Source organism: Rheinheimera muenzenbergensis, from assembly GCF_036984005.1.
Lineage (GTDB): Bacteria > Pseudomonadota > Gammaproteobacteria > Enterobacterales > Alteromonadaceae > Alishewanella > Alishewanella muenzenbergensis.
On the sequence record NZ_JALAAR010000015.1, the window covers coordinates 94,975 to 110,904 of the forward strand.

Genomic DNA, 15,930 nt, shown 5'->3' on the forward strand with positions numbered 1-15,930 from the left:
TTAAAAACTGCTGAGCGCCTGCCATAACGGCGGTAGTACCGACAGCGCCAGCAAAGCGCCCATAATGCGGTTAAACCAACGGCGTTGCTGAGGCGCAGTTAGCAATCGTTTTAAGCCGGCACCAAATAACAACCAGCTACCGGTACACGGCAAGCCAACCAGCAAAAACACCAGCGCAATTAAGGCTAGCTGTTGCCAGTACACACCTTGCAAGCTGGTAAACGCCGCTATAGCACCGGTGATCATCACCCAGGATTTTGCATTAACCCATTGAAACAGCAACGCCTGAATAAAACTTAAAGGTTTGCTATTGCCATTATTTATCTGCACAGGCTCTGCGCTGGCAATTTTCCAGGCCAGATACAGCAAATACACCGAGCCAATAAGTTTAATGAACTGATGCAGCAACGGTTGTTGTTGCAGCAGCAACCCTGCCCCTAAACCGACGGCGCACAGCATCAGCAGAAAGCCCAGCTGAATACCGGCCAGGTGCGGCAAACTTTTTTGCACACCGTAATTTACACCAGACGACATGATCATAATATTGTTAGGCCCCGGCGTAATGCTGGTGGCAAAGGCAAAAAATACTAAGGTCCAGAACAGTTCCATCTTGCAAGCTCTACAGTTGTTTACAGTAAAGCCGACAATAGCGCCTGCACTAATCTGAAAATATACACAGTAACCTGGTAAAAAAGCGGCACAGTTTGAACAATACCAGCAAAAAAGCAGTACAGTATTGGCCGGATGCAATACCCGTAATATGAAGCGTCATATTTAAAGATTAAGCGTCTAGTACCTAGCTGTGCAGTAACAGCCTGCCGACCGTACTGAGGATCACCAACAGAACGGCACTGTACAATACCTTTTCAGCCAGCTTTTCCCTGCGGCTTTTGTTTTTTATTTGTAAGGTATGCGACAATTTCAGAAAGAAAAATTCCGGAATTAATGCCATAGATACAATAAACAACACAGCAGCAATTCCTGAAACGGTATCAAATGTCACCGCACCTTGCTGATACAGATTAAGCGCCAGATTAAAAAAAACTGCAGCGGCAAGCGCAAAGCCAACTGCAGAGAAAATTATATGTTTGAGTGTACTACCTAACATCTGCACGCCTTACCTTAAAACTGCACATAGATGCCATAACCACAACCGACAGTAACCACCAGCCAAAGGAAAAGCTTTAGCTCGGCCCACATATCGTCGTAATACTGGCCACGAAACCGGCTGTTATTTGCCACATTTTTGCTGCAACTGTTCGGCCCGTGTTTGTTCTTCAGCATTCGCAAAATGACTCGACAACACCTTCCCCAAGCGGCATGAGGCATCAGCATGCCCTAATTGAATAGCTCTGTCGTACCAGTCTATTGCAAGCCGAATGTCGGGCTCCTGACCGTAGCCCTCAAAAAGCATATTGGCATAACTGAAAGCAGAGTCAGCGTGATCGATATACTCTGCGGCCTGGCGTGTATATGCCAAAGCCTTGTTTTCGTCTGCAGCAACACCTACGCCATAACGATATAATTTGCCCAATTCATAAGCCGCAATACTAATGCCTTGTTCTGCTGCCAGCTCAAGAAAATATTTTGCCTTTATAAGATCTTTCGCTACACCATCACCTGCAAGGTACATCTTACCCAAGTTGAAACGTGCCACGTCATCTGTACTATGCTCGTACGACTGCAGAAAATAGCTAGCCGCTTGCAGTTTGTCTTGTTTGATACCTATACCGTAGTAATACAACTCGCCAATCAGCGAATTCGCATCCCATTCTTGATGCGCGGCCCATTCCCGTGCAACATCAAGCGGATCCAAATAAGGCATATCTGAATAATGTTTTTCTGCTACACACGGCATTACTTCGAGGTAGGCATCATCCTGCAGCCGCTTAAATGCCACTAAAAACCACTTACAAGCTTCAGTTTTGTTATTTTCTGCCTGATAGTGGCTGGCAAGATCATACGCAATTTGCCCGGAAATTTGCGACCTTACAAACCACTCACGTTCTTCTCCGGCAAATTGTTCCGTCAATATTTCTAAGGCGCCTGCAATATCCTGCTCAACCGCCTGATAAAAATACGTTAGGGCAATGGTTTTATCATGCAATGGTAACGACGCATCCAGGTGCAACAAGCCCAAATCCAACAATGCTTGCGGGTAGCCTAACTCTACAGCTTTTAGCAGGTATTCTTCTGCCCGGTAAGCATCAGGCGTAACGCCCTGGCCAAATTGGTACATAATGCCAATATTACGGTGTGCGTTTGCGTTACCCATTTCAGCCGCCTGGGTGTACAGTGACAAGGCTTTTTCAAAATCTATAACCTTACCAATACCATTCCGGTAAAAGCTCGCAAGATTGTTAAATCCCCATACTGAGCCTATAGCGACAGCTTGTTCATAGTAGTATTTTGCCTGTATGACATCAGGCTTGCCAAATTTGCCTGTCTCATACATAAAACCAAGATTGGCATAAGCTGATGGGTGGGATAGTTCTATAGCCTTGAGGTAGTAAGACTTTGCTTTTTCAGCATCAGCTGAAATACCTTTTTGACCAAAGTTATATAAGAGTGCCAAAGTAAATACAGCATCAGCCGAATTTAAGGATGCGCCGAATTCAGCCCAATATAATAACGACTGGCTGTCCTGATGTTGCTCATAATCTTCATACAATAATGTCACAAGTGCATTCAAGCATTGTGTATTTCCCTGTCGAGCCAAAGGCTGGAGTAAAAGCCTGATGTTTTCCGAATTTAACGCCCTGTCCCCACTTAGCATTTCAGCGTATTGACAAATACCCTTCTCATAGCCTTGATTATAAGAAAGCATATAATAATAAAGTGCTTTTTCAGTGTCTTTGCTGCGACCATCGCCCTTTTGGAAGGCATTACCCATATTAAACGAAGAATACATGTTACCCAGATCAGCAGCCTGCTCCCACAGCATCAACGCCATCTGCCGGTTAGGCTGTACACCGTAGCCCCAGTTGTACAACGCGCCCAGATTATGCATAGCCTGCACCGAACCTAAGGTTACCGCCTCTTGATAGTATTGATGAGCAAGCGCATAGTCCTGTGCAACGCCATCGGCTGTGTCATAGCGAAAACCCAGCGAAAACAATTGTTCCGCTTTTGCCGCACGGTCTTGCAGATGTCCTGCAACGGCATCAACCGCCACTACAGATTGTGGTAGTAGCAATAGCTGTAAGGTTAATACCAGCAAAAACGCTTTTATAGAGTGCAGTGGCTTCACAGTTCAACATCCTTATTGATGCTTCATGTTAATAAAGGGCTTGCTTTGTACTTTTTTGTTACATAAAACAGCATATCACACTTAATTAAAAGCCTTTTATTACAAAGCCGGTGAAATAATGCGTACAGTAAGCTTAAAAGCCGATCTTCCAGCCATAAACGCTGTCTGTCTAAGTCAGCAACCTACAATTTAAGTCACCGCCAGTCTGAATGCAGAGCTTTAGATACCAGTCTCAGACCATATTTAGCTTGCCGATAAACAGCAGTTCCGTGCCGACAGATAGACAGCGATTTTTTAGCGCAGTACACTGCCTCCAGAACTGACTTCTAAACAAGGTGATACAAGTGACTAAAGAAACGTTGTCTGCAGAACAAATTGCGGCGATAAAAACCGAATTCGACTTTTTTGACCGCGACGGCAATGGCCGTATCGATTTACCCGAGTTTATTGAGCTGTTAACGGTACTGGCCCCTAAAACCAAAGCCAGCCGGGTTGAAGAAGGTTTTAAACTGGTCGACAGTAACAACAACGGTTATATCGACTTTGCCGAGTTTTTAGACTGGTGGCAGGATTGCTGGTGGGAATATTAATACCTAAAGCAGGCTTTGCCTGCTTTAATCGGCAAAACTAATCTTGCCCATAGTAACGCCCGGTATACCCTCGCGGGTGTTGCTAAACTGCTGTTTCCCCCCGACTAAACATTCATTAGCCAGCACGGCAAACAGCACCGCTTCTTTGGCGTCCGGGTTTATGGCCAACTCGGCGGTGGTTTTAATACTCACTTGTGGCAAAGCTTGCTGAATATGACTTAGCAGCAGTGGGTTATGAATGCCGCCGCCACTGGCGTAAATCACAAAGTTATCCCGCTGTGCCGTGGTGTGCTTAATGGCAGCGATAATCATATCGGCCGAGAAGCGGTTTAAGGTTGCCATAATATCGGCATGGCTTAATGTCTCAGTGCCAGACTGCTGCTGCGCTTTAGCAAGATAGCTAAGGTTAAACACTTCCGGCCCGGTGGTTTTAGGAAAATCCAGTGCAAAAAACGAGTCTTGCTTTAACGCCTGAAGTAAGGCTTCACTTACACTACCCGCTTTGGCCAGCGCTGAATCTTTATCAAAATACTGTCCCGGATAGTACTTTTGAATATAGGCATCCATCATAGTATTGCCTGGGCCTATGTCGGTACTGAACACGGCTTCGGCATCCAGCGTCTGCGGCAGCCAGGTAAAGTTAGCGATACCGCCGATATTCAGCATAATGCGGTTTTCATCTTTGCTGCTAAACAACAGATAATCACCATATACCGCCAATGGCGCGCCTTCTCCACCGGCAGCGATATGCTTCTGGCGAAAATCACTGATGGTGGTAATACCGGTCGCCACCGCTAAATGATCACCATCGCCCAGTTGCAGGGTGGCATTGCCGTAATCGGCTAAACGGTGCTGCCGTTTAGGGCAGTGATATACCGTCTGGCCGTGGCTGGCGATAATATCGATAGTGTTGGCGCTTAACTGCCATGAGGCTAAACACTGGTTAATCATGCGGCCGTGCTCCTGGGCGATCCAGGGGTTTAGCAACGTAATAGCCTGTAGATCAACGTCTCGTTTGGCAAATACCGCCTTTACCCGCTGTTTGTAGTTGCTGTCGTAATCAACGGTAGTAAAGGCCAGAAGCTCAACTTTAGTGTCCAGGCCTGCGCCACTGATACGGCATAACGCTACATCCAGGCCATCCAGCGAAGTACCGCTCATCAGGCCGATAACGGTGCGGCTGGGTTTTGCTGAAATCTGGTATAAATGGGCGATATGGGTATGCATTTTTGATTGCTCTGACCTAACGGGCTGGTAATGAATAATTTATCCGAATAAACTGCAATAGAGTAGCAATAAAATGCCAGCGCGGACGACTTTAATGCCGCCCGGCTGAAGACAGGATCAGCGGATGTCGGTATTAGATAAAATTCACGCCCTACGCGAAAAGTTTCCCCGTGCCGAGCAACAACTGGCCGACTACATACTGGCGAATCCGGATCACATCCGTGATATGCCATCGCAAACGCTGGCGCAGGCGGTTGGTATTAGCCAGGCCAGCGTGGTGCGCTTTACCCAAAAACTGGGCTATAAAGGTTACCCGGATTTTAAATTTGCTATCAGCGACAGCCTGCACCGGCAGCAACCTGCTACCAGTGCCGCTAAATTGCACGGCGAAATTTCATTAAGTGACAGCTTTGCCGACATGAGTCAAAAATTGCTGGCCGGCAAGATTAATGTGCTGCAAAAAACCCATGCCATTAACAACCAGGCCAGTTTTGAACAAGCCGCACTGTGGCTGCGCACTGCTAAGCGTATTTTGCTCTGTGGTAAGGGCGGTTCAGCGCTGGTGGCAAAAGACTTTTCCTACAAGCTGCAAAAGCTAGGTATGGCAGCCTTGGCCGAAACCGACACCCACGTGCAACTGGCTAATATCGCCAACTACAGCCATGACGACGTTTTGGTGTTACTTAGCGAGTCCGGCGAAACAGCCGACAGCGTGAAAATTACCGAGCAGGCTGCGGCTAATCAGGTACAAATCATTAGCATTACCGGATATGGCAATAATAGTGTGGCCCGGCTGGCCGGCGTAAAGCTTTACACCGTCGCCGATGAGAGCTCAGCGCGTTTATCGTCAATACTGGCGCGTAATGCCCAGGAACTGGTAATAGATACGCTGTTTATTCTGCTGACGCAAACCTGCCCACAGGGCCGGCAAAAACTCGCGGCGTCCAATAGTGCCGTAGATAACTTTCTGGCCCGTAAACGCTGAAATACCGGGGCTTTTTTAGCATAAAGCCAAGAAATACCAAAGCTAAGATCCGGGCTTCACGATCGACGACAGATCGTCACGATCTTTTACAACCCTAAGTTAGCAGTCGGCAGCAAGAAATCATATGCTAATGATAATAAACATATAAAATTCATTGGCGCTTTTATTGCATGGCTTTTACTATATAAAGGTATAACATGGCTGGCTGCGTTAAAAATGCAGTGCTGCGCTGTGGATTAACAACACTGGAATTAAGGTATGACTATGGATAAGTTACTTGTTGCCTGCAGTTTACTTGCGCTAAGCGGGGCTTGCCAGGCCGCAACCCAAACCTGGGATTTTGTCGGCAGTGGCGGATCAGGCTCTATTAACCGTAATATCATTCCTAACACCATCAATATATCGGATGACAACAACACTATGTCGGTAAGCATGACGTCCTGGTCTGCTTATAATGACGAAGATATATTCCAGGCTGAACTCTGGCTTAGTGAATGGGGTACGCTGGTATTTAACAGCTCAGGTGATCAACATTGGGTAGATAATTACGGCCGCTACGATTTTGTGCTGTTGTCCTTTAGCGAAGAAGTTGAACTGGCTGGCATCAGCGTGGCTTATGCCAACAGTGACAGCGATATCTCTATCGCCGCTTTTAACAACAATCCGTTTAATGGTGGCTCACCAATGGAGCGCTGGAATGAAATAAGCAGCTATGCTGTGGCTTCATCCAGTTTCTCAAACGTTGGTGCTTCTCCGGCAAACCACTATTATTCGCTTAATACAGGCTCCAACCTGAATAAAAGCACCAGTGGCGTTGCCAGCAAGTATTGGATGATCGGTGCTTACAATCAATACTTCGGTAATGGCTTAACCTCTGGCGACGATTACCTGAAGTTTAGCGGCCTAACCACAACGACTACCAGGCCTAGCACAGAAGTTTCAGAGCCGGTAACCCTGTCATTATTTGCCATGGCACTGGTTATGCTGGCCGGGCGCAGAAAGTTCAGCTGAATCATCCTGCCAATTAAAGCATCCTGCGGGATGCTTTTTTATTTGCCTGATCAGGGCTTGTTGACGTTTCAGGGGTGTTTTTGCAGCAGTCTGGCCGGTTTTTATGCCAGGCAGTGCGCAATAAAAAAACCCCGCGCCATTTGGCACGGGGTGTCAGATAAAAGACAAAGGACAAGGATAGACGTATTGGTGGGGACGTTCAGTTTGCGGGGGCTATGCTTGTTACAGCCTCACCCTCGCTCACTCGCTCCCGGGAAGTTCCACCAACTCTTCCCAGGCTGCTTACTTTACCGACGCGACAAACTCAGGGTAGGCTTCAATACCACACTCTGAGGCGTCTACGCCTTCATACTCTGCTTCTTCACTTACCCGAATACCGATTGTCAGTTTCAGCGCATACCACACCACCAGGCTGGCAATAAACACCCAGAAGAAAATAGCGGCAGCACCAATTAACTGGCCGGCAAAGGTTGCACCCTCTTTGGTCAGTGGTACCAGCAACAGGCCAAACAACCCCACAACACCGTGTACCGAGATAGCACCGACCGGGTCGTCAATTTTCAGTTTGTCCAGGCCGATAATAGACGCGACTACCAGCACACCGCCTACTGCACCAAATAAGGTGGCTTGCAATGCCGTTGGAGTTGATGGCTCAGCTGTGATGGCAACTAAACCGGCCAGAGCGCCGTTTAATGCCATAGTAAGATCTGCTTTACGGAATAGCACCACCGACAGTGCCAGTGCAGCAACAGCACCTGCAGCTGCGGCGGCATTCGTGTTTAAAAATACCATTGCAACTGCGTTGGCATTGCTGATATCACCCAGCTTTAACACCGAACCACCGTTAAAGCCAAACCAGCCCATCCACAGCACCAGGGTGCCCAACGTTGCCAGCGGCATATTGGCACCCGGAATAGCGTTCACTTTACCGTCTTTACTGTATTTACCTTTACGCGCACCCAGCAGTAATACCCCGGCAAGGGCTGCAGCAGCACCGGCCATATGCACTATGCCTGAGCCGGCAAAGTCAGAAAAACCAAACTGATCATCCAGATTGATACCAAACATACCTTCAGCGCCCCAGGTCCAGGAGCCGTGTACCGGATAGATAAAGCCGGTCATCACTACGGCAAAGGCTAAAAAGGCCCATAGCTTCATGCGCTCAGCCACGGCACCAGATACGATAGACATAGCAGTAGCAACAAACACCACCTGAAAGAAAAAATCAGATGCGGTGGAATACACAGCTCCGCCGGTAAAACCATCTTCGCGTTCAGCAAAGCTGCTTAGCGTAGCATCGACATCAACACCGCCAATACCGCTTAAGAAAAACTCGCCGCCATACATAAAGGCATAACCACATACCAGATACATAATGCAGGCAATAGAGTACAGGGCGACGTTTTTAGTTAAAATTTCAGTGGTGTTTTTTGCCCGTACCAGACCAGCTTCCAGCATGGAAAAGCCAGCAGCCATCCACATTACCAGTACTCCACAAATCAGGAAGTAAAAGGTGTCCATGGCATACTGTAAGTGATAAATTTGCTCTTGCATGATAACAGCTCCTTATATGGCTTCAGCGTCTGACTCGCCGGTGCGGATGCGCACAGCCTGTTCCAGATCGTAAACAAAAATTTTGCCGTCACCGATGCGGCCGGTGAAGGCGGCTTTTTGGATCGCTTCAATTAAGCGGTCTACCTGATCATCCAGGGTGGCAATTTCCAGTTTCACCTTTGGCAAAAAATCAACCTGATACTCAGCACCACGGTATAACTCGGTGTGGCCTTTCTGCCGGCCAAAGCCTTTTACTTCTGTTACCGTTAAACCTTCCACCCCAATGTCGGCAATAGCTTCGCGAACATCGTCCAGTTTAAACGGCTTGATGATGGCACATACAAGCTTCATATAGTGTTCCCTTTAGTAGTCGTCTTAGCGATTCGTTATTTACTAAGGAAGCCTTGTGCCAACTTTTTTATATTATTATTTATCAACAGCTTAATAATTATGGGCTGCTATATTTCAGGCGGACCGCACCTAATTGGTGCAGATTTTCCCTTTGGCTGTGCAGCAGAAAATGCTATGGCAGCGCAGTTATTTACGACTATGCTTAGGTCATCAACCGCACAGACTTTTAAGTGCCAGTACCCAAGGTTTTTTTATGTACTTGGTTTTAAACGAACACTCAGCAAAAAGGCGGTTACGGCTGGCCCTGTTTTTTATAGCCCTGCTCATCACACTGCCAGAGCCTGGTTATGCTGCTTTAGCCTCGGTGTCCCGCTTTGCCCGATTGGATATTCAACAGGGTTTATCGCAAGCCACCGTCACGGCTCTGGCGCAAGATAGTGCTGGTAATATCTGGATTGGCACACAAAATGGTCTGAACCGTTATGATGGCTTTGCCGTAACGGTATTTCGGCCCGATCCTGAGCTAAACCATTCATTAAGTGATAACTTTGTCACCGCACTGCAGGTCGATCAGCACGGCGTTATTTGGGTAGGTACCCTGAACGGCTTAAACCGTTTTGATCCCAGACTCGGCTACTTCGAAAGTATTCAGGCGCAAACACCTGACAATACTGAAACAGTGGTGTTGTCGTTACATTTAGATGCACAGCAACAACTTTGGGTTGGCACCAATATCGGCCTGGCGCTGTGGCATGCGCCAACCCAGGCTTTGCAATGGCCGTTACCAGATAACGCTGGCAACATCGAGCTGCAAAACAACAATATCAGCGCTATCTCCACTGATGCTGACGGCCAGCTATGGCTGGGTACACCGCGTGGCTTAGTGCGCTTTAACCCGGATAGCGGCAAACTTAGCAAGGTAGCAGATTTTCCTTTTCCTACTGCCTCGGTGATGGCGTTACACCATGATACCGCTGGACGTTTGTGGGTTGGCCTGGAGCACGAAGGCTTAGTGCTACTCGACCCGGTCAGCGGGGGCTGGACAAAAATCACGTTAACGAGTTACAGCAGTGGCGTCAACAGTAGTGAGATCCGCAGCATCAAAATGACGCGGGATGGCCAGCTCTGGGTTGGCAGCCAGTACGGCCTGAGTTCGTTACGTCTGATTGAAGGCCTGTGGCAACAACACGCCAGTTATTATCATCAGCGTCATAACCCTGCCAGCCTTGGCAATGGTAAAGTGGTGTCATTACTGGAAGATCGTGATGGCAGCATCTGGGTTGGCACCTGGAATGGCGGTGTATCGCGGTTAAATCAGGCTAATAATCTGTTTAGCAGTATTACGCCAGATCTGCCGTTAATGGCCGCTGTCCGCAACCCTGCCACTATCAGCCTGATCAGCGATGACGAGCGTTTATGGGCCGGCACTGCCGATGGCCTGTTTCAACTTAACATCCGCGATAACCGCCTTGATGCTGTTGCCGCCGAAAGCCACCGCTTAACTTTTTACTGCGCCATAGCGCATAACAACCAGCTCTGGTTTGGTCATGCCCAGGGCATAAGCACACTGGATATACAAAGCGGCGACTACCGGGATCAACCGTTGCCTGCGGCAGTCAGTACCGGCCCGGTGCGCCGGCTGTGGGCCAGTGACACCCAGCTGTGGCTGGCCATCGAGCAGTTTGGCATTGTCATTCTGGACCACACAGCTCAGCAACTGATAGCGCAATATCCGTTTAACCGCGCCATAACCTTTATCCGGCCGCTGGGCCAGCGCTACGTGCTGGTAGGCTCGTACAGTGGATTATCCTGGTTTGACCGGCAAAGCGGAGAATTAATATTTGAACATCAGCTAAAGGCCAACGCCGCCTCCACCGCGACAAGCCTGCCGTCGGCACCGATGGCCTACCTTAGCGACGCTAACGGCCAACATTGGCTGGCCACTAATGGTACCGGCCTGCTGCAACTTCTGCCTCAGGGTTACGACATCACGCCGGCCAGCGTCAGTTTTAAGCAATATGCCGAGCCGCAGGGCCTGGCCAATGGCCAGTTAAAAGCGGCTGAGCTGGATCTACAGGGCAACATCTGGCTTAGCAGCGCCTTTGGTATCTCGGTGTTTGAGCCGGCAACGACCCGCTTTCGCAATTTTGGTTTTCGCCACGGCACCCTGCGCCGGGATTATATCAATGCTTCCAGTACCCGCTTTGCCGACGGCAGCATCGCTTTTGGCGGCATGGACGGCTTTACCCTGTTCCAGCCGCAACAAGTGCTGGCTTACACCCCCCAGCCAATAGCTGCGCCAACTTTAGTTAGTCTGACAGTCAATGGCGCGGCCGCCCGGCTCAACAACGACAGCCGTGAAGCGAGCCTGGCCCGCATAGTACACCAGCTAAAAAAGCTGACTATTCCGGCTACCGGTTCACGCAGTTTCAGTGCCAGCTATTCCAGCCGTGAATTTATTGAAACTGAACTGGTGCAGTTTCAATACCGGCTGGACCCGGTGTCTACCGATTGGATCACTCAGGATGCCAGCAACCGCAATGCCCGTTTCGAACGTTTACCGCCCGGGCAATATAAGTTGCGCCTGCGGGCGGGCTTGCCACAGCTCGGCTGGAGCGAGGAAACCGTGCTTGAGGTTGAAGTACTGCCACTATGGTGGGAAACCTGGTGGGCCAGGTTACTGCTGTTTAGCATCTTGCCGTCAATACTACTGGGCTTACATCTAACCCGGCTAAAACGCTTGAAAAAGCAGCAGGAAGAACTGGCCTGGCTGGTAGAAGCGCGCACAGAGCAGCTCAGCGACAGAACCCGAGCATTACAAGAATCGAAAAATAAAGCCGAGCAAACGCTGCAACAATTAGAATCGACGATGAAAGAATTGGTACGCACCGAAAAAATGGCCGCGCTGGGCCAGTTAGTCGCCGGCGTTGCCCACGAGGTAAATACACCGCTGGGTGTGGCATTAACAGCCAACAGTGTTGTCACCGAGGAAAGCTTACTGCTGCAGCAAAAACTGGCCAGCGGTAATATTCGGCGCCAGGAACTGACAGACTATCTGTATAAATTAACTCAGGCCGGTCGCTTGCTGGATCATAATCTGCAGCGCGCTGCCCAGTTAGTGGCCAATTTTAAACAGGTTTCGGTCGATCGCACCGCGGATAACCAGCGGCAGTTTAAATTGGCGCTGTATTTAGATGAATTGCTGGAAAGCTTAAGTTTAATGTGGCGTAGCCGGCAGATTATCTTCATAGTGAACTGCCCGGATGATATCGAGATGGACAGCTACCCCGGTACTATTGGTCAGATCATTACCAATCTTACACAAAATGCCATAGTGCATGGTTTTAAAGACCGCAGCAGTGGCCAAATCAGTTTAAGCTGCTTAAACAAAGCAAACACTATTGAAATTATTTTTGCCGATAATGGTTCCGGCATCAGCAGTGAAAACCTGGAGCGTATTTTCGATCCTTTTTTTACCACTAACCGTCATCAGGGCGGCACAGGGTTGGGCTTACATATCGTCTTTAACCTGATCACGCAAAAACTGGGCGGCACTATCACGGTCGCCAGTACACCAGGCGCAGGCACCTGCTTTACCTTACTTTTGCCACGCCGGGTAACGCCGCGCTAACCCTTTACCGCAACGTTGTCTGGCCACACTGAGGTTGCAATTTCGTAACCATACTATGTACTATCTGCAGCCAGATATTTTGCAGGATGCACCACTTTGCCTTTTAGCCAATTGTCATTTCGCTACAGCTGGCGACCATACCAGCAACGTGTATTGGACGCCGTTCACAGCCATTTAGCCGATAAGCGCTTACATATTGTTGCCGCACCCGGTGCCGGTAAAACCAGCCTGGGGCTGGAAGTTTTTCGTCTGCTACAACAAAAAACGCTGGTGATGTCGCCCACCCGGGTTATTCGTGATCAATGGCTTCTGCGTCTGGCAGATTTTTTCGACACGACTACCCAAGGTCCGCCTGACTGGGTGAGCAGCGATATACGTGCCCCCGGAATTTTAACATCCGTGACCTATCAGGCACTGCACTGGCAATTGGCTGGCAAGCTGTCGGAGGATACTACAGCAGATATCACTGACGAAGATGCCACTGAAACTGAAGTACTCGACAGTACTGAAATTCATTGTTTAATCTCTGCATTACAACAGCATCAGATTGGCGTAGTTATTCTGGACGAGGCCCATCACTTAACCAAGGAGTGGTGGCGGGTATTAGATGCCTTATGCACTGCCATGCCAGAGCTGGTGCTGGTGTCGCTTACGGCAACACCACCTTATGATGCGCAAAGCCACAACTGGCAGCGCTATGAGCAGCTCTGCGGCCCGGTGGATGAAGAAATTTCAATTCCTGAGTTAGTCAAAGCCGGTACCCTCTGTCCGCACCAGGATTACGTCTGGACCGAAGCCATCAGCGAAAGCCAGCAACAACAGTTTGCTGCGCATGACGATAAGGTTGTCGCCCTGTGCGACAGCCTGTTTGTTCAACCTGAATTTAACCGCTTACTGGCGCAGCACAAATGGCTGAACCACCCTATTAGCGCCCGTGATATTTTAGCCGCGCCAGAGCTGGCTGCGGCCCTGCTGGCATTTTTAGCCGCGCGCCAGCAGCATCTACCACTGGGTTTGCTGCAAATACTGGATTTTCAACCACGTGACATCCCCAAACTGGACAGACGAAACTGGCAAATACTGCTGCAGGCGGTGCTGTTTTCTGCTGATTTTGCCGCCGACAAACAACAGCAAGAGTATATAGTCGGATTAAGACGCCAACTTAGTGCCAGTCAACTGCTGTATAAACGCGAGCTGTTGTTAAAGACGAACCCGCAATTGCAGCGGGCGTTGGCACTTAACCCGGTCAAGATAGCTGCCTGCGTAAAAATTCACCAACTGGAGTACCGACTGCGCCAGTCTGGTTTGCGTCAGGTCATTTTAACCGATTATATCCGCGACGAGCAGCTCGCTACCGGTACCAATAGCGGCGAACCTTCACTGGGTGCCTGGCCGGTATTTCAGGCACTGTCTCAGGCAACCGAAACAGTACCAGCAATGGCGTTACTGACAGGCCGGCTTAGCCTGTTACCTACGGCTTTAGCAACAGAGCTCGCCGCTGAACTGCAACAGCTAAAACTGACCGCCAGCGCCTTTCCCGCCGCAGCGCAGTACAGCAAGCTCAGCGGTGCTTTAAATCAGCAGACCAGTTTATTTACGCTGTTGTTAAACCGTGGCCAAATTCAACTGTTGATAGGTACCCGGGCATTATTAGGTGAGGGGTGGGACGCACCGGTAGTCAATTCACTGATCCTGGCAACCTCGGTTGGCTCTTTCATGCTGACCAACCAAATGCGCGGCCGGGCTATCCGGCTGGATAACACAGTGCCCGACAAGGCCAGCAGTATCTGGCATCTGCTGGCTGTCGATACCCGTTCGTTTTATGGCCTGCAGGACTTACAGGATCTGGCGCGCCGCTTTGACACCTTCGTCGGCTTGTCCGAGCATAAAAACAGTATAGAAAGCGGTTTTACCCGACTTAAAGCCACTGAGCTGGAAAAACTGCCAGACAGTAAGCGGCAGGTCGAACTGATCCGTGCCAGTAATCAAACCATGCGCAGCCGGCTACAACAGTTTAGCCAACTGCAGCAGCGCTGGCAGCAAGCGCTAACCCTGGACCATCAGGCACAGGTTGCCCCCGGCGTAAGCAGCAAAACCCTGCCAGCCATTCGCTGGTACCATTCCGCAAAAACCTTTAAGTATCTGCTGGCGCAACTTATGCTGTTGGTTGTTATGGGGTCGGCGTTATCTCTGCACATGGCGCGGGCCGGGTTGTCAATTATGCTGGCCGCTTTTATGCTCTGTGTCGTCGGCGGTATGCTGTACTTACTGCCAACTACGGTGCGCACCGTTAAAATAATGCTGCGGCATTTACCGATAGACGGTAGCTTAAAACAAATTGGCATGGCACTGACTGAGGCGCTGTGTCAAACCGGTCATGTCAGTACTCCTTTTAGACGGTTAACGGTAAGCACAGTTGAATTAGAATGCGGCAACGTCTTTCTTGCTCTGCAAGGCAGTACCTTTTACGAGTCCTCTTTGTTTGCTGATTGCCTGCACGAAATCCTTGCGCCAATCGATAACCCCAGATACCTGGTGATCCGGGCCGGTAGTTTTTGGGGCATGGCGCGTGACGATTATCATGCCGTCCCCCTGCGCCTGGCGGTAACGAAAGAGCAAGCCACTATTTTTTACCGTTGCTGGAGCAAATATGTCGGGCCGGGCGATTTAATTTACTGCCGCAGTGATAGCGGCAGAGACAGTTTGCTAAAGGCCCGCATGCAGGCGTTCTCGTCAGTGTTTAAGCCAGTAAGCAAACGTCAGGACCGCTGGTTATAGCGGTTAGTCTGCCAAAAACTGCTGCCATTCGCGCAGCAGTTTTAGTAAATCTTCCAAGCCGCACTGGCTGTGCATACCCTGCTCGTCCAGCTGTAAGTCGTCATCGGCTAATTTATGCTGCTGCCGCTCAGGTAATGGCTGTTCCACATTGAAAAACAAGGTGTTATGGCTAAGCGTTACCTCGCCGTTATCTACTTCCAGCAAAAATTCCTTACCCTGATACTGCATGCTCTGATGCGGTTTAAGTTCGCTTAACTGTTGCAGTAATGGCGAATACGCCTCGGCGTTCTGACCAAACTCATCCAGTAAAAAGCGGCCTAATACTTCATGCTCTGCAGCCAGCTTAATGCTGAACTGCAGAGTATTGCGGTCATAAATAAAATCGTATTCCACGCTAGTGCTCCGTTAGCGTTATATAACTGAAAGTGTAGCTGCTGCGCCTGTATTCGCGAGCAGAAAAAAGGCCTGCAGTTGCATAATGCCGGTCAGTTAAGCTGACCGGCATTTTTCTTTTTAACGGGATACTTAAGTTTGCTCGATTTAACACTTCTTG

At 49.4% G+C, this 15,930-nt stretch carries 12 protein-coding genes; 5 read left to right on the forward strand and 7 right to left on the reverse strand.

Going from position 1 to position 15,930, the window contains the following annotated elements; all coding sequences use genetic code 11:
- From MN202_RS16145 to MN202_RS16155, 3 genes are all read right to left on the reverse strand, one after another.
- Window positions 1–609, reverse strand: a complete 609-nt coding sequence (locus MN202_RS16145) for a LysE family translocator (protein ID WP_335737171.1) — start codon at window positions 607–609, stop codon at window positions 1–3.
- A gap of 187 nt (window positions 610–796) precedes the next feature.
- Window positions 797–1,108, reverse strand: a complete 312-nt coding sequence (locus MN202_RS16150) for a hypothetical protein (RefSeq protein ID WP_335737172.1) — start codon at window positions 1,106–1,108, stop codon at window positions 797–799.
- Window positions 1,109–1,231: 123 nt separating this feature from the next.
- Complete coding sequence (locus tag MN202_RS16155) at window positions 1,232–3,250, reverse strand: tetratricopeptide repeat protein (RefSeq protein WP_335737173.1); 2,019 nt, start codon at window positions 3,248–3,250, stop codon at window positions 1,232–1,234.
- Window positions 3,251–3,594: 344 nt separating this feature from the next.
- Here MN202_RS16155 and MN202_RS16160 point away from each other — a divergent pair, with 344 nt between their 5' ends.
- Window positions 3,595–3,840 (forward strand): EF-hand domain-containing protein, encoded by a 246-nt coding sequence (locus MN202_RS16160; RefSeq protein ID WP_335737174.1) that lies wholly within the window; start codon window positions 3,595–3,597, stop codon window positions 3,838–3,840.
- Window positions 3,841–3,864: 24 nt separating this feature from the next.
- On the opposite strand, the gene MN202_RS16165 is transcribed toward MN202_RS16160, so the two are convergent.
- Window positions 3,865–5,067 carry an anhydro-N-acetylmuramic acid kinase gene (locus tag MN202_RS16165; protein ID WP_335737175.1) on the reverse strand — a complete coding sequence of 401 codons (1,203 nt, stop codon included), beginning with the start codon at window positions 5,065–5,067 and terminating at the stop codon, window positions 3,865–3,867.
- A gap of 124 nt (window positions 5,068–5,191) precedes the next feature.
- Between MN202_RS16165 and MN202_RS16170 the strand changes: the two genes are divergently transcribed.
- Window positions 5,192–6,052 carry a MurR/RpiR family transcriptional regulator gene (locus MN202_RS16170; RefSeq protein WP_335737176.1) on the forward strand — a complete coding sequence of 287 codons (861 nt, stop codon included), beginning with the start codon at window positions 5,192–5,194 and terminating at the stop codon, window positions 6,050–6,052.
- 264 nt (window positions 6,053–6,316) lie between these two features.
- Window positions 6,317–7,063: an exosortase-dependent surface protein XDP1 gene (gene xdp1 / locus MN202_RS16175; RefSeq protein ID WP_335737177.1), complete on the forward strand. Its 747-nt coding sequence runs from the start codon at window positions 6,317–6,319 to the stop codon at window positions 7,061–7,063.
- A 282-nt stretch (window positions 7,064–7,345) separates the two neighbouring features.
- On the opposite strand, the gene MN202_RS16180 is transcribed toward xdp1, so the two are convergent.
- Both MN202_RS16180 and glnK read right to left on the reverse strand, forming a co-directional pair.
- Window positions 7,346–8,617 carry an ammonium transporter gene (locus tag MN202_RS16180; protein WP_335737178.1) on the reverse strand — a complete coding sequence of 424 codons (1,272 nt, stop codon included), beginning with the start codon at window positions 8,615–8,617 and terminating at the stop codon, window positions 7,346–7,348.
- A gap of 12 nt (window positions 8,618–8,629) precedes the next feature.
- Window positions 8,630–8,968: a P-II family nitrogen regulator gene (gene glnK / locus MN202_RS16185; protein WP_335737179.1), complete on the reverse strand. Its 339-nt coding sequence runs from the start codon at window positions 8,966–8,968 to the stop codon at window positions 8,630–8,632.
- Window positions 8,969–9,221: 253 nt separating this feature from the next.
- Between glnK and MN202_RS16190 the strand changes: the two genes are divergently transcribed.
- A complete protein-coding gene (locus MN202_RS16190; protein ID WP_335737180.1) occupies window positions 9,222–12,599 on the forward strand; it encodes a sensor histidine kinase in 3,378 nt (1,125 codons plus the stop codon).
- A 96-nt stretch (window positions 12,600–12,695) separates the two neighbouring features.
- Complete coding sequence (locus MN202_RS16195; RefSeq protein ID WP_335737181.1) at window positions 12,696–15,377, forward strand: DEAD/DEAH box helicase family protein; 2,682 nt, start codon at window positions 12,696–12,698, stop codon at window positions 15,375–15,377.
- Between the two features lie 3 nt (window positions 15,378–15,380).
- On the opposite strand, the gene MN202_RS16200 is transcribed toward MN202_RS16195, so the two are convergent.
- A complete protein-coding gene (locus tag MN202_RS16200; protein ID WP_335737182.1) occupies window positions 15,381–15,770 on the reverse strand; it encodes a YacL family protein in 390 nt (129 codons plus the stop codon).
- Between the last annotated feature and the right edge of the window lie 160 nt (window positions 15,771–15,930).

Bases quoted from the DNA above. Each gene is read 5' to 3' on its own strand.
- glnK (WP_335737179.1), bottom strand. From the start codon at position 8,968: ATGAAGCTTGTATGTGCCATCATCAAGCCGTTTAAACTGGACGATGTT.
- MN202_RS16170 (WP_335737176.1), top strand. From the start codon at position 5,192: ATGTCGGTATTAGATAAAATTCACGCCCTACGCGAAAAGTTTCCCCGT.
- MN202_RS16145 (WP_335737171.1), bottom strand. From the start codon at position 609: ATGGAACTGTTCTGGACCTTAGTATTTTTTGCCTTTGCCACCAGCATT.
- MN202_RS16150 (WP_335737172.1), bottom strand. From the start codon at position 1,108: ATGTTAGGTAGTACACTCAAACATATAATTTTCTCTGCAGTTGGCTTT.
- MN202_RS16165 (WP_335737175.1), bottom strand. From the start codon at position 5,067: ATGCATACCCATATCGCCCATTTATACCAGATTTCAGCAAAACCCAGC.
- xdp1 (WP_335737177.1), top strand. From the start codon at position 6,317: ATGGATAAGTTACTTGTTGCCTGCAGTTTACTTGCGCTAAGCGGGGCT.
- MN202_RS16190 (WP_335737180.1), top strand. From the start codon at position 9,222: ATGTACTTGGTTTTAAACGAACACTCAGCAAAAAGGCGGTTACGGCTG.
- MN202_RS16180 (WP_335737178.1), bottom strand. From the start codon at position 8,617: ATGCAAGAGCAAATTTATCACTTACAGTATGCCATGGACACCTTTTAC.